The organism is Pseudomonas sp. LBUM1673, assembly GCF_059695645.1.
Genome location: NZ_CP166780.1, coordinates 5,925,777 through 5,950,479 on the forward strand (window position 1 = coordinate 5,925,777; position 24,703 = coordinate 5,950,479).

General features: G+C 61.5%; 23 protein-coding genes. 6 read left to right on the top strand and 17 right to left on the bottom strand.

Annotated features, from left to right (window positions below; genetic code table 11):
* From ACA044_RS27130 to ACA044_RS27150, 5 genes are read right to left on the bottom strand one after another with little or no spacing between them, the layout of a single operon-like run.
* Positions 1-1,620 (bottom strand): DUF2300 domain-containing protein, encoded by a 1,620-nt coding sequence (locus ACA044_RS27130; RefSeq protein ID WP_497444057.1) that lies wholly within the window; start codon positions 1,618-1,620, stop codon positions 1-3.
* Position 1,621: 1 nt separating this feature from the next.
* Positions 1,622-6,196, bottom strand: a complete 4,575-nt coding sequence (locus tag ACA044_RS27135; RefSeq protein WP_497447324.1) for an alpha-2-macroglobulin family protein — start codon at positions 6,194-6,196, stop codon at positions 1,622-1,624.
* Positions 6,193-6,831: a DUF1175 domain-containing protein gene (locus tag ACA044_RS27140; protein WP_497444058.1), complete on the bottom strand. Its 639-nt coding sequence runs from the start codon at positions 6,829-6,831 to the stop codon at positions 6,193-6,195. Before ACA044_RS27140 ends, ACA044_RS27135 begins: the two co-directional genes overlap by 4 nt.
* Positions 6,828-8,540, bottom strand: a complete 1,713-nt coding sequence (locus ACA044_RS27145; RefSeq protein WP_497444059.1) for a DUF2138 domain-containing protein — start codon at positions 8,538-8,540, stop codon at positions 6,828-6,830. The genes ACA044_RS27140 and ACA044_RS27145 overlap by 4 nt, the downstream gene beginning before the upstream one ends.
* A 35-nt stretch (positions 8,541-8,575) precedes the next feature.
* Complete coding sequence (locus ACA044_RS27150) at positions 8,576-9,367, bottom strand: YfaP family protein (protein WP_497444060.1); 792 nt, start codon at positions 9,365-9,367, stop codon at positions 8,576-8,578.
* A gap of 525 nt (positions 9,368-9,892) precedes the next feature.
* On the opposite strand from ACA044_RS27150, the gene ACA044_RS27155 reads away from it, so the two are divergent.
* The 3 genes from ACA044_RS27155 to dxs all read left to right on the top strand — a co-directional run bounded on the left by ACA044_RS27155 (position 9,893) and on the right by dxs (position 13,009).
* Positions 9,893-10,135, top strand: a complete 243-nt coding sequence (locus tag ACA044_RS27155; RefSeq protein WP_007894317.1) for an exodeoxyribonuclease VII small subunit — start codon at positions 9,893-9,895, stop codon at positions 10,133-10,135.
* On the top strand, positions 10,132-11,019 hold the full coding sequence (ispA, locus tag ACA044_RS27160) for a (2E,6E)-farnesyl diphosphate synthase (RefSeq protein ID WP_497444061.1): 888 nt from the start codon (positions 10,132-10,134) through the stop codon (positions 11,017-11,019). The genes ACA044_RS27155 and ispA overlap by 4 nt, the downstream gene beginning before the upstream one ends.
* 91 nt (positions 11,020-11,110) lie before the next feature.
* A complete protein-coding gene (dxs, locus tag ACA044_RS27165; RefSeq protein ID WP_497444062.1) occupies positions 11,111-13,009 on the top strand; it encodes a 1-deoxy-D-xylulose-5-phosphate synthase in 1,899 nt (632 codons plus the stop codon).
* A 398-nt stretch (positions 13,010-13,407) separates the two neighbouring features.
* Here dxs and ACA044_RS27170 read toward each other — a convergent pair whose 3' ends face one another.
* From ACA044_RS27170 to nrdR, 12 genes are all read right to left on the bottom strand, one after another.
* Positions 13,408-14,208: a cobalamin-binding protein gene (locus tag ACA044_RS27170; RefSeq protein ID WP_497444063.1), complete on the bottom strand. Its 801-nt coding sequence runs from the start codon at positions 14,206-14,208 to the stop codon at positions 13,408-13,410.
* A complete protein-coding gene (locus ACA044_RS27175) occupies positions 14,208-14,627 on the bottom strand; it encodes an MFS transporter (RefSeq protein ID WP_497444064.1) in 420 nt (139 codons plus the stop codon). Before ACA044_RS27175 ends, ACA044_RS27170 begins: the two co-directional genes overlap by 1 nt.
* Complete coding sequence (ribA, locus tag ACA044_RS27180) at positions 14,624-15,241, bottom strand: GTP cyclohydrolase II (protein WP_007906827.1); 618 nt, start codon at positions 15,239-15,241, stop codon at positions 14,624-14,626. Before ribA ends, ACA044_RS27175 begins: the two co-directional genes overlap by 4 nt.
* Positions 15,242-15,473: 232 nt before the next feature.
* Entirely contained in the window at positions 15,474-16,211 is a 738-nt protein-coding gene (locus tag ACA044_RS27185; RefSeq protein ID WP_497444065.1) for a substrate-binding periplasmic protein, read from the bottom strand.
* A gap of 22 nt (positions 16,212-16,233) precedes the next feature.
* Entirely contained in the window at positions 16,234-16,737 is a 504-nt protein-coding gene (locus ACA044_RS27190; RefSeq protein ID WP_497444066.1) for a phosphatidylglycerophosphatase A family protein, read from the bottom strand.
* Positions 16,734-17,699, bottom strand: coding sequence for a thiamine-phosphate kinase (gene thiL, locus ACA044_RS27195; protein ID WP_497444067.1), 966 nt, complete (start codon positions 17,697-17,699; stop codon positions 16,734-16,736). The genes ACA044_RS27190 and thiL overlap by 4 nt, the downstream gene beginning before the upstream one ends.
* Positions 17,700-17,717: 18 nt before the next feature.
* On the bottom strand, positions 17,718-18,218 hold the full coding sequence (gene nusB / locus ACA044_RS27200; RefSeq protein WP_497444068.1) for a transcription antitermination factor NusB: 501 nt from the start codon (positions 18,216-18,218) through the stop codon (positions 17,718-17,720).
* Complete coding sequence (ribH, locus tag ACA044_RS27205) at positions 18,215-18,691, bottom strand: 6,7-dimethyl-8-ribityllumazine synthase (RefSeq protein WP_003185938.1); 477 nt, start codon at positions 18,689-18,691, stop codon at positions 18,215-18,217. The genes nusB and ribH overlap by 4 nt, the downstream gene beginning before the upstream one ends.
* A 236-nt stretch (positions 18,692-18,927) precedes the next feature.
* Entirely contained in the window at positions 18,928-20,019 is a 1,092-nt protein-coding gene (ribBA, locus tag ACA044_RS27210; RefSeq protein WP_497444069.1) for a bifunctional 3,4-dihydroxy-2-butanone-4-phosphate synthase/GTP cyclohydrolase II, read from the bottom strand.
* Between the two features lie 31 nt (positions 20,020-20,050).
* Positions 20,051-20,728, bottom strand: a complete 678-nt coding sequence (locus ACA044_RS27215) for a riboflavin synthase (protein WP_497444070.1) — start codon at positions 20,726-20,728, stop codon at positions 20,051-20,053.
* A 47-nt stretch (positions 20,729-20,775) separates the two neighbouring features.
* Positions 20,776-21,909 carry a bifunctional diaminohydroxyphosphoribosylaminopyrimidine deaminase/5-amino-6-(5-phosphoribosylamino)uracil reductase RibD gene (gene ribD / locus ACA044_RS27220; protein WP_497444071.1) on the bottom strand — a complete coding sequence of 378 codons (1,134 nt, stop codon included), beginning with the start codon at positions 21,907-21,909 and terminating at the stop codon, positions 20,776-20,778.
* Positions 21,906-22,370: a transcriptional regulator NrdR gene (gene nrdR, locus ACA044_RS27225; protein ID WP_003228656.1), complete on the bottom strand. Its 465-nt coding sequence runs from the start codon at positions 22,368-22,370 to the stop codon at positions 21,906-21,908. Before nrdR ends, ribD begins: the two co-directional genes overlap by 4 nt.
* A gap of 128 nt (positions 22,371-22,498) precedes the next feature.
* Here nrdR and ACA044_RS27230 point away from each other — a divergent pair, with 128 nt between their 5' ends.
* The 3 genes from ACA044_RS27230 to trxA all read left to right on the top strand — a co-directional run bounded on the left by ACA044_RS27230 (position 22,499) and on the right by trxA (position 24,668).
* Positions 22,499-22,963 carry a hypothetical protein gene (locus ACA044_RS27230; protein WP_497444072.1) on the top strand — a complete coding sequence of 155 codons (465 nt, stop codon included), beginning with the start codon at positions 22,499-22,501 and terminating at the stop codon, positions 22,961-22,963.
* Positions 22,960-23,616 (top strand): class I SAM-dependent methyltransferase, encoded by a 657-nt coding sequence (locus ACA044_RS27235; protein WP_497444073.1) that lies wholly within the window; start codon positions 22,960-22,962, stop codon positions 23,614-23,616. The genes ACA044_RS27230 and ACA044_RS27235 overlap by 4 nt, the downstream gene beginning before the upstream one ends.
* Before the next feature lie 179 nt (positions 23,617-23,795).
* Positions 23,796-24,668: a thioredoxin gene (gene trxA, locus ACA044_RS27240; protein ID WP_497444074.1), complete on the top strand. Its 873-nt coding sequence runs from the start codon at positions 23,796-23,798 to the stop codon at positions 24,666-24,668.
* The last annotated feature ends 35 nt before the right edge of the window (positions 24,669-24,703 follow it).

Genomic DNA, 24,703 nt, shown 5'->3' on the forward strand with positions numbered 1-24,703 from the left:
CTATTCCAGCAAGAGGTGGCGGGCGAGCCCTTCGATGTAGGTTTCATCCTGGCCGTTGGGGTGTGCTTCGAAGGCCAGGTGCAGGTATTCGTGGGTCAGGTCGAGGCGGTCTTGCAGCGACAGCACGCCGCGCACGTAGATGCGCTGGCGTTCGCGGTCGACGAAAGGACGACCGAAGGCCAGGCGGCAGACGGCGAAGGTACTGACTTCGTTGTAGCCGATCTCGTTTTCGAGGCGTTGGCGCCAGCCGCGGCGCTGGCTCAGCAGCCAGTCTTGGGCCGCGGGAAGCGCTTCGCAGGAGGCGACGGGGCTGTCCCAGCGGCTGAGGCTGGCGCGCGGGTAGGCGTGCAGCAGGATGGCGTCGTAGCGTTGACCGGCGTTGGCTTGTTCGACGGCTTGCTGCCAGGAGAGTTTGTCCGGCCCCGGTTGATCGGAGTGATAGGTGACGGTGCTGCCGGCGAGGACCAGGTCGCTGGTCCACGCGGCGATGTTGCGCGATTCGGTGGCGGCCGGGCGTGGGGCGACGCGTTGTCGACTGCTGCTGTCGTCGATGCTCAGGCAGTCGCCGTTACGGGTGGCGTTTTGCAGCAGGTAGGTGCGGATGGCGATGGCCAGTGCTTTGGCGGCTTCGACGGGTTCGGGTCTGGCTTCGCGCTGCAGGACGCGGGCGACGTATTCTTCGCGGTCCAGGCGGGCGACCAGCTTGTCTTTGAGCAAGAACAACTCGCCGTCGCTGTGGATATCCAGTTGATTGCCATTGGCGAACTCGACGCGATAGTCGCCCTGCAAGGGCCCGGGCGCTAACACGCGATCCCCTGACAGCACGCGTTTCAGCGGATATCGCGCGAACAGGCCGACCTCGACGCACTTCCCCGCCTCGGCTGGCCATGACGTGGGCAGCACCGTCGCCAGCGACTGACCATAATTGCGCAAGACCATCTGACTGGTGCCGCGCCCACCGGCCCAGATCGGCGTGCCGTCCGCCGTCCAGCCAGCGAATCCGCCCTGACGCGACGAAGGATCCTGATCCCCCAACCAGCTCCAGGTTTTCACCCGCAACCGGCCACCGAGTTCACCCACGACATTGCCGTCAGCGGCATTGAGCACCACATCGAGCAACACCCGGCGCGCTTGGTCCTGAGCCGGCATCACGGCCAATACCTTCAACAACTCAGCCACCGAAACCCGGGTCTGCGGTTGCAACGACGGTAAATCCAACAACCACGTCGGTGCCTGTCTCGCCTGCCAATACTCGCGCCACTGCGCGCCGGCAATGCCCAAACGCGCAGGCTCGAAATACAACCCGCAAGACTTCACCAACGCCTGATCGCGACCGATCTTGCCGCCCGCTGTGCAGCAATACACTTCTTCCTTCGATTGCCCGCGACACTCATAAGCCGGTTCACGCGCGCCGGTGTCCACCAACCAGCCGTAGACAAACAGCTTCCACAAACTGCCCAGCGGCGTCTGCAAATCAGCAGGCAATGGCTCACGGGAGATCACCTGGGTCGGGCTCAACGAAAGCAATTCACCCTTGAAACCCAGGCGCAACGGCTCTTCCTGCGCTGTCGCCAGCGCAGGAATCAAACACAGCAGCCACCAGACCAGACGCCGGGTCATGTCAGTGGACCGTGACCTGGCCGAGCGCCGGTTTCTGTTCCTGGGCCTGATGCTGTGGCGCATAGACCTGAATGAAACGCACCGGAGGCAGGTTGAACTGGCCTTTTTGCGAGAAGCGCACCAGATGACGCAGGCGCAATTCACCGCTCAGGGCATCCACCGGGATCGCGTAAGCCATTTGCCCCGGTTCGAAACGGGCTTTCTCCAACGAAGTCGGTTCGGTGCCGGCCTTGCCCATCAGCTGGATGCCCCACGTGGTGCGCTCGACGTCCGCGCCCGGTGGCAGCGGCACTTCGAGCATGCCGTAGCGCAGCGGTTTCGCGGCCTTGCTGGTGATGATCACTTCGTCCAGATACAAGCTGTCGCTGGACAGTGGTTTGGTGCCGACCGCTTCGAGTTTGAAGTTGAACGCTTCGTCGCCCGGCACCAGACGCGACAGACGACGGGTGATGGTCACGGCCATCGGGTCCACTGGCGGTTGCTTGCTCTGGAAGCTCAGCGCGGCGCGAAGCGGGCGTTCTTGCTCCCCGGTCAGCGACAACACTGCCGGCACGGGCGTCGCACCTTGCCACATCCAATACATCTCACCGGTATCACCGTACTTTTTCTTCCAGCCTTCACCCGGTGCCAGTGCGATGGTGGGCGAGGCCTGTTCGATGCTGCGTTGCAACCAGGTCAATGCCAAGGCTCGTTCCAGGGTCGATTGCTGCGGCAACAGGCGTTGCAACAACGTTTGTGCCTGCGCCTGATCGAAGGCTTGCAGCGACAGGTTCAGGGCTTCGGCAAACGGTTGAGAGCTGACGGCCACTTGTTGTTGCGCAGCGTCCAATTGACGATTGAAGGCCTCCGGCAGATTGACCTTGGCCTGACGCGCCAAAGACGCAGTCAGCACCCGAGCGCTGGCCAGCCCCAATGCCGAATCCGGATCGCTCATGACGAGGCTCTCTTGGCCATCGTCCATCATGCTCGCCGCCTTGCCTTCGCCTGCTTTCACCAAGTCGTCGATCAAACCGCTGAGCAGCGTGTTCACCGGCAATTGCATCTGTTTGGCAAACGACAGAATCAACGCACGCTGCAACAGCGGCGTGTTCTGCGCTTGTTTGGCGTACACCTCCAGCACCCGCTGCCAATGCTCCGGCGGCAGGCTCAGTTCCAGCGCCTTGCTGGCGTGCCAGTCGGCGTAATAGGCGTAAGCGGTGAGGAACGCATCCGGCTCACCGTCGTAGCCCCACCAGGTGAAGCTCGCCGACGGCCCGGCCATTTGCACCAGACGCAGGCGGCTGTTCTGCATGATCAAACGCAAGCGATCGCGGATTTGCGGGTTCGACGACAAGGTCGGATACGCGATGCTCAGTGGCAACAGTCGACTGGCGGTTTGTTCGACGCCGCCGTACGGATAGCTCAACAGATCATCAAGCGCGGAACGGAACAGCGCCTGCGGGCTGTCATCCAGACGCAGGCGAATGTCCGTGGCGTCCGCCGGCAAGGTCAGCGGCGTATCACCGCTGGCCACGTCCAGGCTTTGGCTTTGCGTGACCTGCCAGCCTTCGCCGGTCGCGGTCAGGCGTACGGCCAAGGCATCAGCGGTTTTGCCGTCCTGCACCAGTTCGGCAGTCCACTCGCCAGTGGCCAATGCGAACCCTGGCAATGGGATGTAGTTGATGCCGTTGTTCAAAGTGACCGGCACACGTTGCTCGGCACCCGCGTAATGAATCACCAACTCAGCCTTGACCTGTTTCTCGGCCTGACTGAAAGCGAACACACCGAGATCCGGTTTGTCGCCGTTGCGGAATTTGGTTGGGCCGCTCCACTTCAGGTACAGCGGTTTTTCCGAGCGCACGAATTGCTTCTTCTGCCCGACCTGACCGTCATCGGCGATGGCTCGGGCGGTGATGCGCCAGCGGGTCAGCGAGTCCGGCATCTTGAAGGTGAAACGGGTTTTGCCGTTGGCATCAGTCACCAGTTCCGGCTGCCACGCGGCGGTGTCGACGTCTTCGCGACGCGGCCGCTCCAGCACTTTCACCCCGCGCTCGCTACGGTTGGCTTTGCCCGGCGCACCTGGGCTGCCCGGCAATGCCACGTCGTAGCTGATGAACGACAAACTGGCGCTGGTGCGCACGTTGTTACGGCGTGGGTGATAGAAGAACTGGTCGATGGTGGGCGCGACTTCCGGTTGCAACGCGTAGACCATTTCGTCGACCACACTGACCGTCAGGTGCGCCGGAATCGGCTTGCCGGCGAACTGGGTGGTCAGGTCCACAGACACGGTATCGCCGGGTTGATACGCCTCTTTATCGGTGACGATGGCTACGTCAATCTGCGGCGCAACCACCTTGATGCCGGTGTTCTGAAAACTGTACTGACCACCCTTGGTATAGAGCACGGAGAAGGTCAGGTTCGGTGCGAAATTGTCCTTCACCGGGATCCGCGCGCGGTATTGGGTGTCGCTGAGCTTCTCCATCTTCAGCCAGTCGCCGCCCTTGGACAGCAGCGCAGTGGCCTCGACCTTGTCGCGCTCGAGCGACAACAACGCATCGATAATCGGCTCCGGGAAAGTGATCAACGCAAGCGCTTCGTCGCCGGCCTTGTACTCGGGTTTATCGAGGACGATTTCCACGGTGCCGGGCACGGCTTTGATGCCATCGCCAGTGACCGAATGGCCCGTCGCGCCAAGCACGCGCCCATGATCATCCTTCAGCGTCAGGTTGTAAGTGCCCGGACGGTCGAAGGCCAAGGTGAAGCCTTTATCTTTTGCGGCGAGTTTACCTTCGCCAGTGGTCTGGTCTTCGAGCCGCACCCAGCTATAGCTGCCGGGCACAACCGACTTGCTTTGCTCACTACCACCTTCATTCAAGTAGCTGAATGCAACCTTGTCGCCCACTGCGCTGAACCGCCGAGGCGCGCTCAGGCGGAAACTGGCGGCGCCGCGATCGATGAGGATTTCCTTGGTGGTCTTGACCCGATACGCCGCGCCATCGCTGGCGAACACGGTGAGCATGTAGCGGCTCGGTTTCTCGGCGGCCGGCAGGTCGAGCGTCGCGTTGCCCTTGGAATCGGTGGTCAGTTCGGCGCTGGTCAGTTCCACCGGGAATTGCCCGAGGTATTGCAGTTCGTTATCGACCATCGACAGTTGTTGGGCGCGCAGGCTCAGGCTCAACTTGGCGTTGGCCACCGGTTTGCCGTCCGGGTACAACAACACCAGACTGCCCTTCACCGGTTCGCCGGTGCGGTAATCCTGCTTGGCCAGGTTCAGGGAAATTTCGAAGTGCGGCTTGATGTATTCGGCAACGCGGAAGGCGCTGCTGTAGGCCTGATCCTTGTAGTTGAAACGCAGTTCATAACCGCCCGCCACCGCGTTATCCGGCAACTGGAAACGGCCCTGAGTGCCAGCCTTGGAATCGAGCTTCAGCGCCAACGATTGCAGCGCAGTGCCCGTGGCATCAAGCACGGTCACGTTGACGTCGGCAGCGGTCGGTGCCACGGAATCCCGGGCATTCTTGAACTCGCGGCCGACGATTTTCAGCGACACCCAATCCCCCGGCCGATACAGCGGCCGGTCGGTGAATGCATAGAGTTTGGTGTCGTAAATTTCGCTGTCGTAATAGAAGTTCTCGGAGACGAACACCCCGCCCTCTTCGTCCTCGCCGATCACGAACGAACGCTCGGGGCTAACGTGTTTCAGCCGCAGCAAACCATCGGCGTCAGTAGCGCCGCTGCTCATCACGCCCAGGCCATCAGTCCACAGCACATTGACCTTGGGCACCGAACTGCCTTCGTGTTTGCGCGCGGCCCACACCAGCAATTCATCGCCGGCAATCTTGCTCACCGCCACGGTATTGGAAACGAAGACCATGGTGGTCGCGCGGTACTTGCCGATCAGTGCTTCCACCAGATACAGGCCCGGTTTCAGGTTACCCAACGGGATGTACACGTTGCCCGGCGAGACACTGACGAACTCACTGGAAGAACCGGCCAGGTTCACACCCTCAGGCGGTTGGATCGGCTTGGCTTGCCACAGCGGATAACGGAATTGGCTGACCACCGGCAGGCCCGGAATCAGCGCGAATTGCGGCTGTGCGTCGTAGGGCGTTGGCGCGGCGATGGCGGTGCCCATCTTCAGTTCCGGCACTTCCTCGGTGACTTGTTGGCGCGACTCGTAGGAAAACGCCCGCTGCATCACCCGACGGGATTTGCGGTACCAGTTGTCCCACAGGTACGCGAGGGTGTTCGACAGGCCTTCGCCCTTGAACTGGCCGTCGCTGACCACCCGGTGCAGGTTCTTCTGGCGCTTGAGGAAGTCCAGCGGCTTGTCGATGCGATACACGCGAATGTCCGCGCCGCCGTAAGGCTCCATGCGGAATCGGCGGTAATCGCGGCCCGGCGCTTCGAGGCGAACCATCGCCTGTTCGTCGCTGGCGAAACTGCTGTCGGCCAGCAGGAAGAAACTCTCACCGGCCACCGGCGTATAGCCGCTCGGTTCGACGGTGTCTTCGGCATTAACCGTGGTTAAAGGAGCCAGCAGGGCCAGCAGCAATGGAATTCGAGAGCAAATGCGCAGCATGCGGGCACCGATCATTGGGAGAGAAAGTTCAGTCGATAGACGCCGATGAAGTTGGGGTTGGCTGCGTCGGGTATCCATCGGGTGTCCTTCCATGTCATGAGTTGTTGCAGGCTTGCGGAGCGCATGCCGTTGTCGGTGGGGGTGCTGGTGCCGGTGTGATAGGCGATGAAGCGGCCCATCCAGATCATCAGGTGCTGGTCGTCGCCCTGATCGAAAAACATCAGGTCGCCGGGCCGAGCCTGGGACAAGTCACGGCCGATCAGATGACTGTTGAACTGGATCAGTTTGATCGCGTTGACGTAAGGCCCGACCTTGCCGTCGCCCTGCTGCCATTGCTGGGCGAGGCCGCGTTGGGCGTCGCTCAATTGCAGTTCCGGCGGCAGGTAGCGATTGGACAGGCCATTGCTGCGCAGCCATTTGTCGTCATGTTTTTTTAGCGCTTCGTTGGCGGCAAACCGCACCAGCCCGGCGCAGTCCTGCTGATACCAGCGCGGGCTCGGGCCTTGGGTCAGTTGTTCCTGGGCGATGCGCACGAACCAGGCGCGGAATACCTGGGATTGCTGCGGGTCGAGCGCTGCGGCTTCGCTGGCAAATGTGCGAGTCCCCAGCAACAACGCCAGCAGGCCGAGGCCTCGGATGAGTGTTGTCACAGGGCTTTCCACTCCAGCGGCAGCCACTGCCAGTGGCCATCGGGCTCGCTGCCTTTGGGCAAGGTCAGGGCGTATTTACCGTAGCCGCCGAGGGTGCGCAGTTTCGGGATCAGGTAGGTTTGCGCGGCGTTGTAGAACACCGGCTCCATGTCCTGCGGCAGGCTGTCGAGGGTTTCCTGTTGCATCAGTTGCGCCATGGAATCCGGGCCGAAATAGATCGGCATCAGCAGGTCTTTGGGCAGCACGTCAGCCAGCGGCGGGAAGCGTTTGTCGAGGGTGCCCAGCGCTTTGTCGACGAGTTTGTCGTCGAGGGAGAACAGCAGCGTCGAACCGTGGCGCGCCAGGCTCACCTTCATGAACGCCTTGCCGGTGATTGCGTCCGGGTTCTCGGCGTCCTTGGCCTTATAGGGACCGAAGTTGGAGCTGACCTGGCGCTGCCACTGATGGGTTTGACCTTCCTGTTTCTCGACCACCGGGAAGGCGTGCTCGGCGACGTTGCCTTCGTAAGCGCCGACCATCGAGCCGAACAGGTTGCCCAGGTCGCCGTCGAGTTTGGCGCTGTCATCGTCGTTCAGGCTGGCCACCAGCAGCGGCGTGTACAGCCGCGAATCGGCGTACCAGCACAGGCCGGCGGCACCGGCCATGTGTTCGGTCAGGGCCTGGGCCACGGACTCTTCGGCGCCGAGTTTCACCAGCAGCGGTTGCTGTTGTTCGGCGGCCAGTGGCAAGGTCACGCAGGCACTGGCGCCCATGGGCATGGCTTGCCAGATCGGCTTGAAGTCGAAGTCCGGCTGGTTGTCCAGTTCATCCATGGCGAGGAAGCTGTGCCAGCCCTTGTCGTCCATGTCGAAACGCAGGCCGGCGAAATTCGGGATGAAACGCTGGTAACCCATGGCCAGAACGCTGGAGTTGACCGAGAGGCGTTGTTTTACCTCGGGCGTACGCGGTGGCAGGCCGAAGGCTTCGGGGAACAGTTTGTCGCCGTTGAGCAACGCGGCGATGGCCTTGGTCGAAACGCTGCCCGTTTCCTCCGAGGCGCCGTTTTCCGGATCGTAGAGCTTGGCCGGATTGGACAGCACCACCAGTTTGTCGCCATGGGAGGCGAACACCAATGCCTTACTGGCGTTGTAGTTGAGCTGATAGAGCGTGACGGCGTCGGCGCCGACTTTCACCTCGCTGAGTTTGCTCAGCTGCGTGTCATCCAGCGCCACTTTCGCCAGCGGCTCCAGCACCTTGGCCAGCCCGCCGCGATCCATCACCAACAGGAAATCCTTGAGACGCCCATCCGCGCCGCGCCACAGCGCCACATCCGCCGGTTGATCGAACAGCTGCTCGATCAGGCTGTCCTGCAACTTCAGGTCATGCTCGTAAATGATCCGCCGCAGACTGCCAATCAAGCCAAGACGATCGGCGTGGGCTTCGTAATAGAAGACGAAATCTTCGGTCAGGGTTTCCTTGAGAAACGGCACCGCCAGCAGATCCTTTGGCAGTTGGCTCAGGGAGTGGGTTTCGAGCAAACCGTCCGGCCGGCTCATGCCCAGTTTGTCACTGGCCAGTTCCGCAGGCGGAGCCTTGGGTTTGTTCAGGAACCACCCCAACCCGCCTGCCACGCCGGCCACCAGGCACAGCCCGATTACCAGCGCCGGCCAGCGACGGGAAGTGTTGGCAGCAGGTGCGTCGGCGGCCGGAGAAACTGTCTTATCACTCATGTTCACAAACCCAATTCATCCGTGGTACGGGATGTTCAATAGTTGAAAGTCTTGACCAGCAGCAGATCGCCGATCGCCCGCAAAGGCACGATGAAGGTCTCGCGTTTTTCGTCGACGGTGTTTTCGTTGAGCACCAGATTGATTTGCGAGGTGATCACCTCGTTCTGGTTGCTGGTCTCATCGAAGTTATAGCCGCCGCTGCCGAAGTTGCCCCAATAGTTCACGTAAACCAGATAAGTGCCATGCATCGGCGCGGTCATGGTGAACATTTCCGGACCGGGACCATCGACCCCGTCCGGGTCCAGGCCACCGCCGTTGCTCATCGCCGGGCGAGCCCAGAACGCATGCTGGCCGTCGGGGGTAATGATGTGCAGATCGAGTTCGGCTTTGGGATCGTCCCAGCCCAGCACCACGCGAATGCGCGCCGGCGTGCGCAGGTTGTTGGCTTCATAGAACTGAACGCGCTTGAGCGACCGGCCCTCGGAGCTGCGCACTTCGACGCTGTTGGACCCGGCGCCGAACGCATACGGCCGGGCAAAACGCCCTTGGTCGTCGGTGTACAAATTCAGGGGATTGCCGTTGACCGCCAGGCTGTGGGGCGGTCGGAGCGTGCCGAGGGCCTTGAGCTGGCCTTCGATCATTGTGCGATTGCGCTGCACGCCCCGGTCGATGGGCGGCGTGGGGTAGGCGACTCGAGGGTTTTCACTGCGGTCCAGCAAGCCGTGATAGCGCCAGCCACCCACCGGCTCCGACAACTCGGCCGTGGGCTCGGCCCACGCAACCTGGGCGCAGACCAGCGTGATCAGCAGTGAAAGAACACAACGCATGTAACGCCTCCTGCCATGCATAACGAAACCTGGCGCCCGATCCCTCAGCGCGTTACAGATCCAAAAACTGCGTTTCGTCAGAAAGACCCGTGAATATAGGGCCGTAGAAGCCGCGAAGATTAGCCATTCGGCGGTTTTTTAACAATCGGATACATCTTTATTTGTGGTGCGAATCACGGTGATGGTTGGGCGTGAGCCGAATAACGATCTTATTCGGCTCATAAAGTGAGCGAATAGCTCACATCACTCTTGGTCACGACATACATCTGTGGCGAGGGAGCTTGCTCCCGCTCGACTGCGAAGCAGTCGCAAATCGCTGAATGCGATATGCCTGATGAAACGCGGTGTTTGGGTTAGGGGCCGCTGCGCGACCCAACGGGGGCAAGCCCCCTCGCCACAGCAGCTCCCTCGCCACAAGGTGTATTTTCACCCTGGAACTGCTGCTCCAACGACCCCGCTCATTTGCCCATACCCCCCATGTCTGCTAGTGTCGCGCCGGTTTAACGTCAACCGGAAATAGCCGCCATGGCCCGCAAAAAAGCTGCACTGGATTTCGAACAATCCCTCGCTGACCTGCAAACGCTGGTAGAGCGTCTGGAGAACGGCGAATTGTCGCTGGAAGACTCGCTGACCGCTTTCGAGCAGGGCATCGGTCTGACCCGCGACTGCCAGGCGGCGCTGGCCCAGGCCGAGCAGAAGGTTCAAGTGCTGCTCGAGCGTGATGGCGAGTTGGCCGAGGAACCCTTCGACGCGGATCAGCCAGAATGATTGCAGCGTATTCGGCGACCAGCCAGGCCCGCGTCAACGCAGCACTGGAAACCCTGTTCAACGCGCCAGGCCCTGAACTTGCCCGTCTGTACGAAGCCATGCGCTACAGCGTGATGAATGGCGGCAAACGCGTGCGCCCGTTGCTGGCCTACGCGGCATGTGAAGCGCTGGGCGGCAAGGCCGAGCAAGCCAACGGCGCGGCCTGTGCGGTGGAACTGATCCACGCCTATTCGCTGGTGCACGACGATTTGCCGGCCATGGACGACGATGATTTGCGTCGCGGCCAGCCAACCACCCACAAGAAATTCGACGAAGCCTGCGCGATCCTCGCCGGTGACGGTTTACAGAGCCTGGCCTTCAGCGCCCTGCTCGACCCGCGCCTGAGTTCGTCAGATGCCGAAACCCGCCTGCAGATGGTCAGTGCGCTGGCGTTGGCGGCAGGCCCGGCGGGCATGGTCGGAGGTCAAGCCATCGACCTCGGTTCGGTGGGTCTGAAGCTCGATCAAAAGGCCCTTGAATACATGCACCGGCACAAGACCGGCGCGTTGATCGAAGTCAGCGTCAAGCTCGGCGCCCTGGCCAGTGGTCATGCCGCGAAGGACGAACTGAAGTCCCTGCAGAGTTACGCACAGGCCATCGGCCTGGCGTTTCAGGTCCAGGACGACATTCTCGACGTCGAAAGTGACACCGAAACCCTCGGCAAACGCCAGGGCGCCGACATCGCCCGGGACAAACCGACCTACCCGGCCCTGCTCGGCCTTGATGCGGCCAAGGCTTACGCCCTGGAACTACGCGACCAGGCCCTGCACGCGCTGCGACCGTTTGACGCGGCGGCCGAACCATTGCGCGATCTGGCCCGGTACATCGTCGATCGCCGCAGCTGATGGCGTATCCGCCAAAAAAGACCAACGCGTGGGCAGGGGGCGATGCATCAGGTAAACTGCCGCATCTTTTATACCTATAACGATTCGCCTGATGCCCACGACGTTTCATGAGATTCCCCGCAAGCGCCCGACCACGCCCCTGCTCGACCGTGCCAACACGCCGGACGGCCTGCGCCGGTTAGGCGAAGCCGAGCTGGAAACCCTGGCCGATGAGCTGCGCCTGGAATTGCTCTACACGGTCGGTCAGACCGGTGGGCATTTCGGTGCCGGCCTGGGCGTCATCGAGCTGACCATCGCGTTGCATTACGTCTTCGACACCCCGGACGACCGGCTGGTGTGGGACGTGGGTCATCAGGCCTACCCGCACAAAATCCTCACCGGCCGTCGCGAGCGCATGAGCACCCTGCGCCAGAAGGACGGCGTAGCCGCCTTCCCGCGTCGTTCCGAGAGCGAGTACGACACCTTTGGCGTCGGTCACTCCAGTACCTCGATCAGCGCAGCGCTGGGCATGGCGATTGCCGCCCGCCTGCAACACAGTGATCGCAAGGCGATCGCGGTGATCGGCGACGGCGCATTGACCGCCGGCATGGCTTTCGAGGCGCTGAACCACGCGCCGGAAGTGGACGCCAACATGTTGGTGATCCTCAACGACAACGATATGTCGATCTCGCGCAACGTCGGCGGGCTGTCGAACTATCTGGCGAAAATCCTTTCCAGCCGCACTTACGCAAGCATGCGCGAAGGCAGCAAAAAGGTCTTGTCGCGCCTGCCCGGCGCCTGGGAAATCGCCCGTCGCACCGAAGAATACGCCAAAGGCATGCTGGTCCCCGGCACGCTGTTCGAAGAGCTGGGCTGGAACTACATCGGCCCGATCGATGGCCACGACCTGCCGACCCTGATCGCCACCCTGCGCAACATGCGCGATCTGAAAGGCCCGCAATTCCTGCATGTGGTCACCAAGAAAGGCAAAGGCTTCGCCCCGGCGGAAGTCGACCCGATCGGTTACCACGCCATCACCAAACTTGAACCCCTGGACGCCCCGGCCAACCCGCCGAAGAAGGCCGGCGGGCCGAAGTATTCCGGTGTGTTCGGTGAGTGGCTGTGCGACATGGCCGCGGTCGATTCGCGTCTGGTGGGGATCACCCCGGCGATGAAGGAAGGCTCCGATCTGGTGGCCTTCAGCGAGCGCTTCCCGCAGCGTTACTTCGATGTGGCGATTGCCGAGCAACACGCCGTGACCCTCGCGGCCGGCATGGCCTGCGAAGGGGCAAAACCGGTGGTGGCGATCTATTCGACCTTCCTGCAGCGCGCTTACGACCAACTGATTCATGACGTCGCGGTGCAAAACCTCGACGTGCTGTTCGCCATTGACCGCGCTGGCCTGGTGGGCGAAGACGGCCCGACGCACGCGGGCAGCTTCGACCTGTCGTTCCTGCGTTGCATCCCCGGCATGCTGGTGATGACCCCGAGCGACGAAAACGAACTGCGCAAAATGCTCAGCACCGGTCACCTGTACAACGGCCCGGCGGCGGTGCGTTATCCGCGCGGCACTGGCCCGAATGCGACCATCGAGAAAGACCTCGAACCGATCGAAATCGGCAAGGGTGTGGTTCGCCGTCAGGGCAGCAAAGTCGCCCTGCTGGTGTTCGGCGTGCAACTGGCCGAGGCACTGAAAGTTGCCGAGACGCTGGATGCGACCGTGGTCGACATGCGTTTCGTCAAACCGCTCGACGAAGCACTGGTTCGCGAAATCGCCGGCAGCCATGAATTGCTGGTGACCGTCGAAGAGAACGCAATCATGGGCGGTGCCGGTGCCGCGGTCAGCGAGTTTCTCGCCCGCGAAAACATCCTCAAGTCGATGCTGCACCTGGGCTTGCCGGACATCTATGTCGAGCACGCCAAGCCTGCACAAATGCTGGCCGAATGCGGGCTGGATGAGGTCGGGATCGAGGCTTCGATTCGTCAGCGGCTGCAACTGCTGAACATCTAAACATCAGACATCTGCAAAACCCTGTGGGAGCGGGCTTGCCCGCGAATACGGTGTGTCAGTCGGCATCAATGTTGACTGACACACCGCCTTCGCGAGCAAGCCCGCTTGTGTCTTGCGCAGGAATTAGACTGAGGGTGAGAGCGGTGAGTGGCAAGCTGAATGCCCGGAGTGCTTAAAGCACGTGTGGGAGCCCATGCTGCCATTCACCTCTCCGCTCTGGTTATTGAGTCCGAACAGTTGAACGAGCCGACCTCGAACATTACAAGCGTGGTGCCCAGCCAGGCGGGCCTCTTCGCGGGCAAGCCTCGCTCCTACAGAGGTTGGTGTTGTTCGCAAATTCTTTGATCCACTCAACCCCTGTAGGAGCGAGGCTTGCCCGCGAAGGCCGCGCCTCGGCCTCAACGGTCGGGCGCGATCAACTGGCACAACTTGGCCGTCGCTTCGATCATTTGCCCACTTGGCCGCTCCAGGCCTTTATCGGTCACCAACAGCAATTGCCCCTGCGTCACCGCCGCCACCTGGGGCCAGGCCTTCCACGCATCAAGCTGCGCTTGGTCACCGGCCAGAATCACCTCGGGATTGCGCTGCAACACCGCCTCCACACCGACCTGTGGTGCAGGCTGTGACAGGTCGGCAAACACATTGCGTGCACCACAAATCTCCAGCGCATCGCTGATGATCTGCCCACCTCCAACGGTGTACAGCGGCCGATCCCAGACTTGATAAAACACCCGTAACGGCTCATCCCTTCGATAGCGCTGGCGCAGGGAATCGAGCCGCTGACGCAGATTTACGGCCAACGAAACGCCACGTTCCGGGCGGCCGAGTTGCGCAGCGATCATTTCAATCTGGGCGGTCAGTTGTTCGAGGTTGTGGGAGTCGGCGACATAGGTGGGAATGTTCAGCCGTTTGAGTTGCTCACGCTGAGCCGGCCCTACACTGCCCGGCCAGAGCAGCAACAAATCGGGCTTGAGGCTGAGCAATCGCTCCATGTCCAACTGGCCGTAGCGGCCTACCGAAGGAATGTCTTTGAGCTCAACGGGACGTTCACCGCCATCCAGCACACCGACCAGAAGGTCAGCCGAGCCCAGTTCCACGACAATTTCAGAAAGCGACGGTGCCAGACTGACGACCCGCTCGACCGCAGCCACCGAGCCACTGACGGCCAGCAACAACACCGCCAGCCAGACGCTGCGCATCAGCCGAGTTGACGCGGGATACGGTAGAGGTAGAACAGCACCGTGGTCGACAGCGCCAGCAGCACCAGCGGCACGGCTTCAAGACCGACGAATACCGCCAGCGCACCGATCCAGGCGGGCAAGCCGGCGGCCAGAAACGCGGCGCGGCGTTTCGCGGCCAAGGTGATCCAGGCGGTGGGCTCTTCAGGGGTGTCGAGGGCTTTCTGGGTGGCGATCAGTGCGCGCTTGTAGCCGCCAAAGAACTTCAGACTCACAAACATCGAGGCCACACCGGCGATGAACAATGGCATGGCCAGCACCGGCAGAATCGCCTCACTTTGGCCGAATACGCCATTGATCACGAACAGCGGCACCAAGGCCAGCGCCAGGTATTGCCACCAGTTGACGGACAGTCGACGCCGTACCTGACCGCGGGTCACGCCCGGTCAACCTCGCCCTGATGCTCGTTACCCATCATATGGTCGAGCTTGCTGGCCTTGGTCGCCAGATAGAGTTTGTTGTGCGGGTTGTGCCCGGTGTGCAACGGCACGCGTTCGGCAACCACGATGCCCATGTCGGTCAAGGCTTTGACCTTGCGTGGGTTGTTGGTCATCAGACGCAGGGACTTCACGCCCAGGTGCTCCAGCATCGGCAGGCACATGGCGTAGTCGCGCTGGTCTGCGGCGAAACCCAGACGCTCGTTGGCTTCTACGGTGTCGGCACCGCCGTCCTGCAATTCATAGGCGCGGATCTTGTTCAACAGGCCAATGCCGCGACCTTCCTGACGCAAGTAGAGCAACACGCCACGGCCTTCCCGGGCGATCGCCTGCAACGCCGCCTCGAGTTGCGAACCGCAGTCGCAACGCTGGCTGAACAAGGCATCGCCGGTCAGGCACTCGGAGTGCAACCGGCCGAGTACCGGAGCACCGTCGGCGAACTCACCCAGGCTCAGCACCACGTGCTCGCGCCCGTTCTCTTCATCGAGAAAGCCATGCATTGTGAATTGCGCAAAAGGCGTTGGCAGCTTGGAAGCGGCGACAAAAACGACAGGCACCGGTGTGCTCCTGATCTAAAAGTACTGAAGATTCGCAGAGGCGGCATTGTAACAGCACGTTCCTACAGACGCTTAGGCTGAATTATGGGGCATAACGATCAATAAGTTAGATATCGGCCCTGCTGTCGACCGTGTGGGAGCGGGCTTGCTCGCGAATGCGGTATGTCAGCCGGCATCAATGTTAACTGATACACCGCATTCGCGAGCAAGCCCGCTCCCACATTGACCGTGTTCAGTTCGGGTCGAACGGATAGGGTTGTTTCCAGCGCTCGAAGATCGGTTTCAGCTGGCCGTTTTTCACCAGTTTCTCCATGCGCTGATCGAACAGCGCCATCAGTGTCCGGGCCTTGGGGGTCTTGGCAAAGCACAGATACAGCGGCAATTCCGCGATGTGGGTGCGACGGAACTGCGACGGATCCTTGGCCCATTTGAGGACATAGTCGACCTCGGTCAGCGCGTCGATGTAAAAGTCGGCGCGATTGTGGGTCAACATCGACAAAATCCCGGTACGCCGCATGACTTCGTTATAGCGGCGTATGTTGGGCAGGTAATCCTGAAAATCGTAGCCGCGGACCCAGGCCAGTCGATAATTGCCCAGGGTTTCCGGGGTCGGTGCTGGGTTGCTGGCCAGTCCCAGGGCATAGATGTGATCGGTATCGAAGTTCCAGCGCGGATAGAGCAGATCGCTGGACTCATCACGATAGGAGCCGACACAGGCATCCACTTCGCCGCGCAGGGCCAGGCCCATGGAGCGCACGTAGGGTTCGCTGCGGATGTCCAGTTTGACCCCCGCCGGCTCGAAGACTTCCCGCAACACGTCCCAGCCCAGACCATGGCCATCGGCGGCGGTGTAGTCTTCCCAGTCTTCGCTGGCCAGATGAATCACCGACGGCGTCGTCGCCTCGTCACCCGCCTGGGCGAGCGAGCAAAACATCGCGAAAACCATCACAGCCAACCAGCGTCGAGCCATCCCTAGTCCCCTGTTTTGCCCGTCAGGCAAAAATCCATACCAGCCCTTGCATCGCCAACCATGCGAACACCCCGGCCAGCACGTCGTCGAGCATGATCCCGACGCCACCGTGCACATGCCGGTCGATCCAGTGAATCGGCCAGGGCTTCAGGATGTCGAAGAAGCGGAACATCAGGAACCCCGCCAACAACCAATACCAACCTTCCGGCACCAGCCACAGAGTGATCCACATCCCGACCATTTCGTCCCAGACGATGCCTTCGTGGTCGTGCACGCGCAAATCGTCAGCGACCTTGCCGCACAGCCAGAAGCCGAACAGCATGGTGATGCCGAGCATCAGCCAGTAGCCCCAATCGGGCAGCATCTGCCACAACGGAATGAAGGGCAACGCTACTATCGAACCCCAGGTGCCAGGCGCTTTTGGCAAAGTGCCCGAGCCGAAGCCGAACGCCAGGAAATGCCATGGATTACGCCAGACCGACGGCGGTACGAACTCCGCCGGGACCTGTTTGGGATGATCTGTCACGGTGTCTCCCGAAAATGTTGATAGCCCCGGTTTTGCGGGGTGATGTCGTGTCCGTTGGCGTCCAGCAGCACCACACCCTGCCCCGTCACAACACGTCCGACCACATGGATCGGCCAGCCGTCGCTCAACAATTGCGGCAACTCCACGGACGGCAAGGTAAAGGCCAGCAGGTAATCATCACCCCCGCTCAGGGCCGCGACTTCTGCCCCCGATTGACCGAGGAAGGCGACTAACGCTTTCGACAATGGCAGCGTGTCCCGTTCAAGCTGAATGCCGACCTTCGACGCGAGAGCGATGTGCCCGCAGTCCGCGAGCAGGCCGTCGGAGATGTCCAGCGCCGCAGTGGCTCTGCCGCGTAACGCCATGCCCAGACCAAGCTGCGGTTGCGGCGACCAGTATTGGGCCAGCAACGGATCGGCGATGGCCGCTTCGGCAGTCCGCTGGCCAAGCACCAACGGCAATGCGCCCGCGCCGTTACCCAGCTCACCGCCCACGCAGAGCAAATCGCCCGGCTGTGCGCCGCTGCGGGTCAATGCCAGACCGGTCGGCACCCGACCGAACACGGTCATGGTCAGGCTCAACGGCCCACGGGTGGTATCGCCGCCCACCAGGGCCACACCGCAATTTTGCGCCATGAGGCTCAAACCACGGGCGAAGGCTTCCAGCCAATCGGCGGTCACCGTCGGTAAGGTCAGGGCAAGGGTAAAGGCAATGGGAGTGGCGCCCATGGCGGCCAGGTCACTGACGGCCACGGCCAGCGAGCGCTGACCAAGCAGAAACGGGTCGCAGGGGTCTGCGAAATGCACACCGGCCACGAGCGTGTCGGTGGAAATCGCCAACTGCTCCCCGGGGGGAACAGCCAGCAAGGCGCAGTCATCGCCGATCCCGAGGGCAACGCCTTCGCCGCCTTGCGCACAAGGCGCGGCGGCGAAGAAATTGCGGATCAGCTCAAACTCGCCCATCGCAAACTCAAGCGCCGATCAGCGCTTGAACGCCTTCACTTCAGCTTCACGCAGACGCGGGGCCAGCTTGTCGAGCACACCGTTGACGAACTTGTGGCCGTCGGTGGAACCGAAAACCTTGGCCAGTTCGATACCTTCGTTGATCACAACGCGGTATGGCACGTCGACGCGCTTGAGCAGTTCCCAGGTGGACAGACGCAGAACCGCCAGTTCAACCGGATCCAGCTCTTCGATGGTCAAGTCCAGGCATGGCTTGAGTGCGGTGTCGATTTCGGTACGGTGCGCCGGAACCCCGTGCAGGATTTCGCGGAAGTACGCGGCATCGACATCGCTGAAATCGTTATCGACCCGGAACTGCGCTTCGATCTCGTTCAGCGACTGCTTGGCCATGTGCCATTGGTACAGCGCCTGAGTCGCGAGCTGACGGGCTTCGCGACGCTTGGCGCTTTTCGATGGCTTGCCGGCATCCGCAGGCTTTGGATCGCGCGGGTTGAAACGATCGCTATCGTCGCTAATCACTTGGCCTCCAACTGCGCCAGCAGGCTGACCATTTCCAGAGCGGACAGGGCTGCTTCAGCACCTTTGTTACCGGCCTTGGTGCCGGAACGTTCGATGGCTTGTTCGATGGAATCAACGGTCAGCACGCCGAAAGCGACCGGTACGCCGAACTCCATGGACACCTGGGCCAGGCCCTTGGTGCATTCGCCAGCCACGTATTCGAAGTGCGGAGTACCGCCACGAATGACTGCGCCCAGGGCGATGATTGCCGCGTATTCGCCCTTCTGAGCGACTTTCTGCGCAACCAGCGGGATTTCGAAGGCGCCAGGCGCACGGATGATGGTGATGTCGCTTTCGCTCACGCCATGGCGAACCAGGGCATCAACTGCACCGCTGACCAGGCTTTCAACGACGAAACTGTTGAAACGGCCCACTACCAAAGCGTAGCGGCCTTTAGGGGCGATGAAGGTACCTTCGATGGTCTTCAGGGTCATTCGTTAGATCTCTTAAAGAGCCGGGACGCGTTTTCTACGCGTCCCTCAGTGATATTAGCCACGAATACAGCGCCGGAAACCGCAACGATGTTCACTTGCAAATCGTTGTGGCGAGGGAGCTTGCTCCCGCTGGGCTGCGTAGCGGCCCCTGTTGTGGGCGCTACGCACCCAAGCGGGAGCAAGCTCCCTCGCCACAGTAGATCAAACAAGCCTCAACGATGCCAAAGTCCGGGTCATTATTCGGAGGGCACGTATTCTACAACTTCCAGATCGAAACCGGATATCGCATTAAATTTCATCGGCGCACTCATCAGGCGCATTTTACGTACGCCCAGGTCCCGAAGGATCTGTGAACCGGCACCGACGATGCTGTAGGTGGTCGGTTTTTTCGTCGGTACGTGCTCCGCTGTTTCACGGATGTGCGCCAGCAACACGTCGCCATCAAGCGGGTGACCGAGCAACAGCACCACGCCGCTGCCAGCCTCGGCAACCGCAGCCATGGCGGCGCGCAGGCTCCAGCGGCCCGGTTGTTTGACCATCAACAGGTCACGCAGCGGGTCCATGTTGTGCACCCGGACCAGCGTTGGCTCTTCAGCGCACACGGTGCCCAGCGTCAGGGCCATGTGCACGTCGCCTTCCACCGAATCACGATAGGTCACCAGGTTGAACTGGCCCAATTCGCTGTCCAACGGCTGCTCGGCAATCCGCTGAACGGTACGTTCGTGGATCATCCGGTAGTGAATCAGGTCGGCGATGGTACCGATCTTGATGTCGTGTTCGGCGGCAAACGCTTCGAGTTCGGCGCGACGGGACATGGTGCCGTCGTCGTTCATCACTTCGCAGATCACGCCGCTTGGCTCGAAACCGGCCATGCGCGCCAGATCGCACGCAGCTTCGGTGTGGCCGGCGCGAGCCAGGGTGCCACCGGGTTGGGCCATCAGCGGGAAGATGTGACCCGGGCTGACGATGTCTTCAGCCTTGGCGTCTTTGGCGGCGGCCGCTTGCACGGTGCGCGCGCGATCGGCCGCGGAGATACCGGTGGTGACGCCTTCGGCGGCTTCGATGGACACGGTGAACTTGGTGCCGAAGCCGGAACCGTTGCGTGGCGCCATCAACGGCAGCTTGAGCAGTTCGCAGCGCTCGCGGCTCATCGGCATGCAGATCAGGCCACGGGCGTGCTTGGCCATGAAGTTGATGTGTTCAGGCTGGCAGCACTCGGCGGCCATGATCAGGTCGCCTTCGTTCTCGCGGTCTTCGTCATCCATGAGGATGACCATCTTGCCTTGGCGGATGTCTTCAACCAGTTCTTCGATGCTATTGAGCGCCACAAGGCACCCCCCTTCTTTCAAAAATTGAGTTTCAGGAATTGAGGTAGCCGTTCTCGGCCAGAAAGCTTTCTGTAATGTTGCCTGGCCTTTGCGAAGAGTCGCTTGGCTCTGCCGCCTTGTCGCCGAGCAGAAGGCGCTCCAGATAACGGGCCAGCAAGTCCACTTCCAGATTCACCCGGCGACCCGGCTGGTACGACGCCATGATGGTTTCGCTCAGGGTGTGAGGAATGATGGTCAGCAAGAACTCGGCGCCATCGACCGCGTTCACGGTCAGGCTGGTGCCGTCGACGGTGATCGAGCCTTTATGGGCGATGTACTTGGCCAGGTCTTTCGGAGCACGGATGCGGAACTCCACCGCGCGGGCATTTTCGGTGCGGGCAACCACTTCGCCCACGCCATCGACGTGACCGCTGACCAGATGCCCACCGAGGCGGGTGGTCGGAGTCAGGGCTTTTTCCAGATTCACCGGGCTGCCGCTTTTGAGGTCATTCATGGCGGTGCAGTCGAGGGTTTCGCGACTGACGTCCGCCGCAAAACCATTACCCGGCAGTTCAACCGCCGTCAGGCACACGCCGTTGACGGCAATGCTGTCGCCCAGTTTGACGTCGCTCAGGTCAAGCTTGCCGGTTTCTACGTAAACCCGCACATCTCCGCCTTTTGGGGTCAATGCACGAATACTGCCGATGGATTCGATGATGCCGGTAAACATGGAGTCCTCCTCGAGAACAGGGCCAGCGCTAGAGCAATGGCCGGGAATTATACGCTTGCCGATGGCGCAGGGATGGCAGTGACTCGCCAGTCATCGCCAACCGCGCGGATTTCGGTGATTTTGAGCTCGGGCGCGTCTTTCATCTGCGCCAGTGGCCAGTCCAGTAAGGGTCGGGCCGAGGAGCCGAGAAACTTGCCGGCGATGAATATCTGGAATTCGTCCACCAGCCCTTGCTGAGCAAACGCCCCGGCGAGACGCGGGCCGGCCTCGACCAACACCTCGTTGACGCCACGGGCAGCCAGTTCAACCAGCAGTTTGCGCAAGTCGACCAAGCCATCGTCGCCAGCCACGATCAGGCATTCCGGACCGTTGGCGTATTGCTCTTCAATCGCCATGCACGTCGCGACCAGCGCCGGGCCGGCCTTGAAGAACGGCGCATCCAGCGGCACCCGCAGGCGACCGTCGATCAGCACGCGAAGCGGCGGGCGGCTCATGGCCAAGGCCGTTTGTTCGGGGTCCAGGCCCAATTCATCGGCGCGCACGGTCAAACGCGCATTGTCCGCAAGCACCGTATCGGCGCCGGTCAGCACCACGCTGGCCTGAGCGCGCAGCCGTTGTACCGCTGAACGCGCCGCTGTACCTGTGATCCACTGGCTCTCGCCGCTTTCCATCGCCGTGCGACCGTCGAGGCTCATCGCCAACTTGACCCGCACGAACGGCAAGCCGTGCTCCATGCGTTTGAGGAAACCTTCATTGAGCTTGCGCGCCTCGCCTTCCAGCACGCCGCGTTCAGTGGCGATCCCGGCCTGGGCCAGACGTTGCAGACCGCGACCGGCGACTTCCGGGTTCGGGTCCTGCATCGCCGCAACGACGCGCGCCACACCGGCATTCACCAGTGCATCGGCGCAGGGCGGCGTACGGCCGTGGTGGCTGCAAGGTTCGAGGGTCACGTAAGCCGTGGCGCCCCGCGCCTTGTCGCCAGCTGCTCGCAGGGCGTGGACTTCGGCATGGGGCTCACCGGTGCGCACATGCCAGCCTTCGCCGACAATCTGCCCGTCACGCACCACCACACAACCCACCCGAGGGTTGGGGTGCGTCGTGTAATGACCTTTGCGCGCCAGTTCCAGGGCGCGGGCCATGTAATGGGCGTCGAGGATGGCTTGTTCAGGAGAGGTCGTCATTCTTTCACCGGCTCACGGGCGAGGCGATCGATCTCTTCGCGGAACTCGTTGAGATCCTGGAAGCGTCGATACACCGAAGCGAAGCGGATATAGGCGACTTCATCGAGCTTTTGCAGCTCGGCCATCACCAGTTCACCGACCACAAGGGATTTGACCTCGCGTTCGCCGGTGGCGCGCAGCTTGTGTTTGATGTGCACCAGCGACGATTCCAGGCGCTCGACACTCACCGGGCGCTTCTCCAGCGCCCGCTGCATACCGGCGCGCAGTTTTTCTTCGTCGAACGGCTGGCGGCTGCCGTCGGTTTTGATCAGGCGCGGCAACACCAGTTCAGCGGTTTCGAACGTCGTGAAACGTTCGCCGCAGGCCAGGCATTCACGCCGGCGGCGCACCTGTTCGCCCTCGGCGACCAGACGCGAGTCGATGACCTTGGTGTCGTTGGCACCGCAGAAGGGACAGTGCATGGTGGCAGGCAACAAAAAATGGGAGGGCCATGGTAGCGCATCCCGGTGGCAAGACAAGCCATAGGGTTTGCGGTATACAGACGGGCTATATAGTTTGATCCATGGATTTCACCTTGCTGGAGCCGCAAATGTCCCTAAGACCGCTCGTCCTGCTCAGTGTTTTCAGCCTGCTGGTGGCCTGCGGCAGCGATGCGCCCAAACCCCAGCCACCGACACCCGGCCCTGCACCGCAACAGGCGCAAAAGAAAGCCAAGGCGTCGACCGAGCTCGGTCCGCTGCCGGCTTATCAACGTGAATTGAGCGGAGCCCTGCAGGGCGTGCCGACCGGTGCCGAGGTCGAACTGGCGTTGCTGGTGATCGACGAAAAGGACCGCCCACAACAATTGCTCGCCAGTTCCAGCCTGATCGGCACCAATCAGGTGTTGCCGTTTCGCCTGCGTTTCAACCCTGAATCCTTTCCGGTTGGTGCCCGCGTCGAGCTTCGCGGCCGCGCCAGCCAGTCCGGGCAGTTGATTCTGCATCTGCCGGCGCAAGTCATCAGCCAGCCAACGACGCAAGCACTGGGTCAGCTGCAATTTGTCAAAGCGCCATGATTGCACCGCTCGACCTGCAACAGGCGTTGGGTGAACTGCTCGGTGATGCACAGCTGGTTGCCTGTGAGTTGCCGGAGACCGATCTGAAGCTTTGGCTGATCGACGGCGACAACATGGACCGCGCGTTCAGCCCGGAAGAAACCCGGCGGATTCTCCATGAGCCGCCCTACTGGAGTTTCTGCTGGGCCAGCGGCCTGGCGGTCGCCCGCTACCTCGCCCAATTCCCTGAGTGGGTCAAAGGCAAACGGGTGCTCGATTTCGGTGCCGGCTCCGGAGTGGCGGGGATCGCGGCAGTCAGGGCCGGAGCGCTGGAAGTGGTGGCCTGCGACCTGGACCCGCTGGCGATTGCCGCGTGTCGAGCGAATGCCGAACTCAATGATGTACAACTCAGCTATTCGACGGACTTTTTCGCCGAGGCAGATCGGTTTGATCTGATTCTGGTAGCCGATGTGTTGTACGACCGGGCGAATTTGCCGTTGCTCGACGAGTTTCTCAGCCGTGGCCGGGAAGCGTTGGTGGCGGATTCGCGGGTGAGGGATTTTCGCCATCCGCTGTATCGGCGCATCGAGATGCTGCAAGCGATGACCTTGCCGGACCTGGCCGAACCCGAAGAGTTTCGGCATGTGAGCTTTTACCATGCGCGGCGTGGATAGCAAAAAGCTTCGCGGGCAAGCCTCGCTCCTACAGGGTTGGTTCAGCGTGGAACTGTAGGAGCGGGGCTTGCCCGCGAAGGCGCCCTGTCAGGCAACACATCTCTCAATGGTTACTCCGCTTTCAGCCACCCCCCACCAAGCCTTATAGTGACCTCATTCACGCTTTTACGAGATCCCCCATGAGTCAGGAAACGCCGTACATTTTCGACGCCACGACTGCCGATTTTGACCAGTCGGTGATCGAGAACTCTTTTCACAAACCGGTGCTGGTGGATTTCTGGGCCGAATGGTGTGCGCCGTGCAAGGCCTTGATGCCGATGCTGCAAACCATCGCCGAGAGCTATCAGGGCGAGTTGCTGCTGGCCAAGGTCAACTGCGACATCGAGCAGGACATTGTTGCGCGCTTCGGCATCCGCAGCCTGCCGACCGTGGTGCTGTTCAAGGACGGTCAGCCGGTGGACGGCTTTGCCGGTGCGCAACCGGAATCGGCTGTACGCACGATGCTCGAACCCCACGTGCAAATGCCGCCGCCCGCTGCGGCCGATCCGTTCGAACAGGCTCAGGCGCGGTTCGATGACGGCCGCTACGCCGACGCCGAAGCCGTGCTCAAAGTACTGCTGGCTGAAGACAACACCAATGCCAAGGCGCTGATCCTCTACGCTCGCTGCCTCACCGAGCGCGGCGAGCTGGGTGAAGCGCAAATCGTGCTCGACGCGGTCAAGACCGATGAACACAAGGCCGCGCTGGCCGGCGCCAAGGCGCAAATCCAGTTCCTCGGTCAGGCCAGGGATTTGCCGGATGCGGCAGATCTGAAAGCGCGTCTGGCGAAAAATCCGCAGGACGATGAGGCGGTCTATCAACTGGCGATCCAGCAACTGGCCCGCCAGCAATACGACGCTGCACTGGATGCGTTGCTGAAACTGTTCATCCGCAATCGCAGCTACAGCGAAGGCTTGCCGCACAAGACCTTGCTGCAAGTGTTCGAACTGCTGGGCAACGATCACCCGCTGGTGACCACGTACCGTCGCAAGTTGTTTGCCGCTCTTTATTAAAATCAAAAGATCGCTGCCTCAGGCTGCGATCTTTT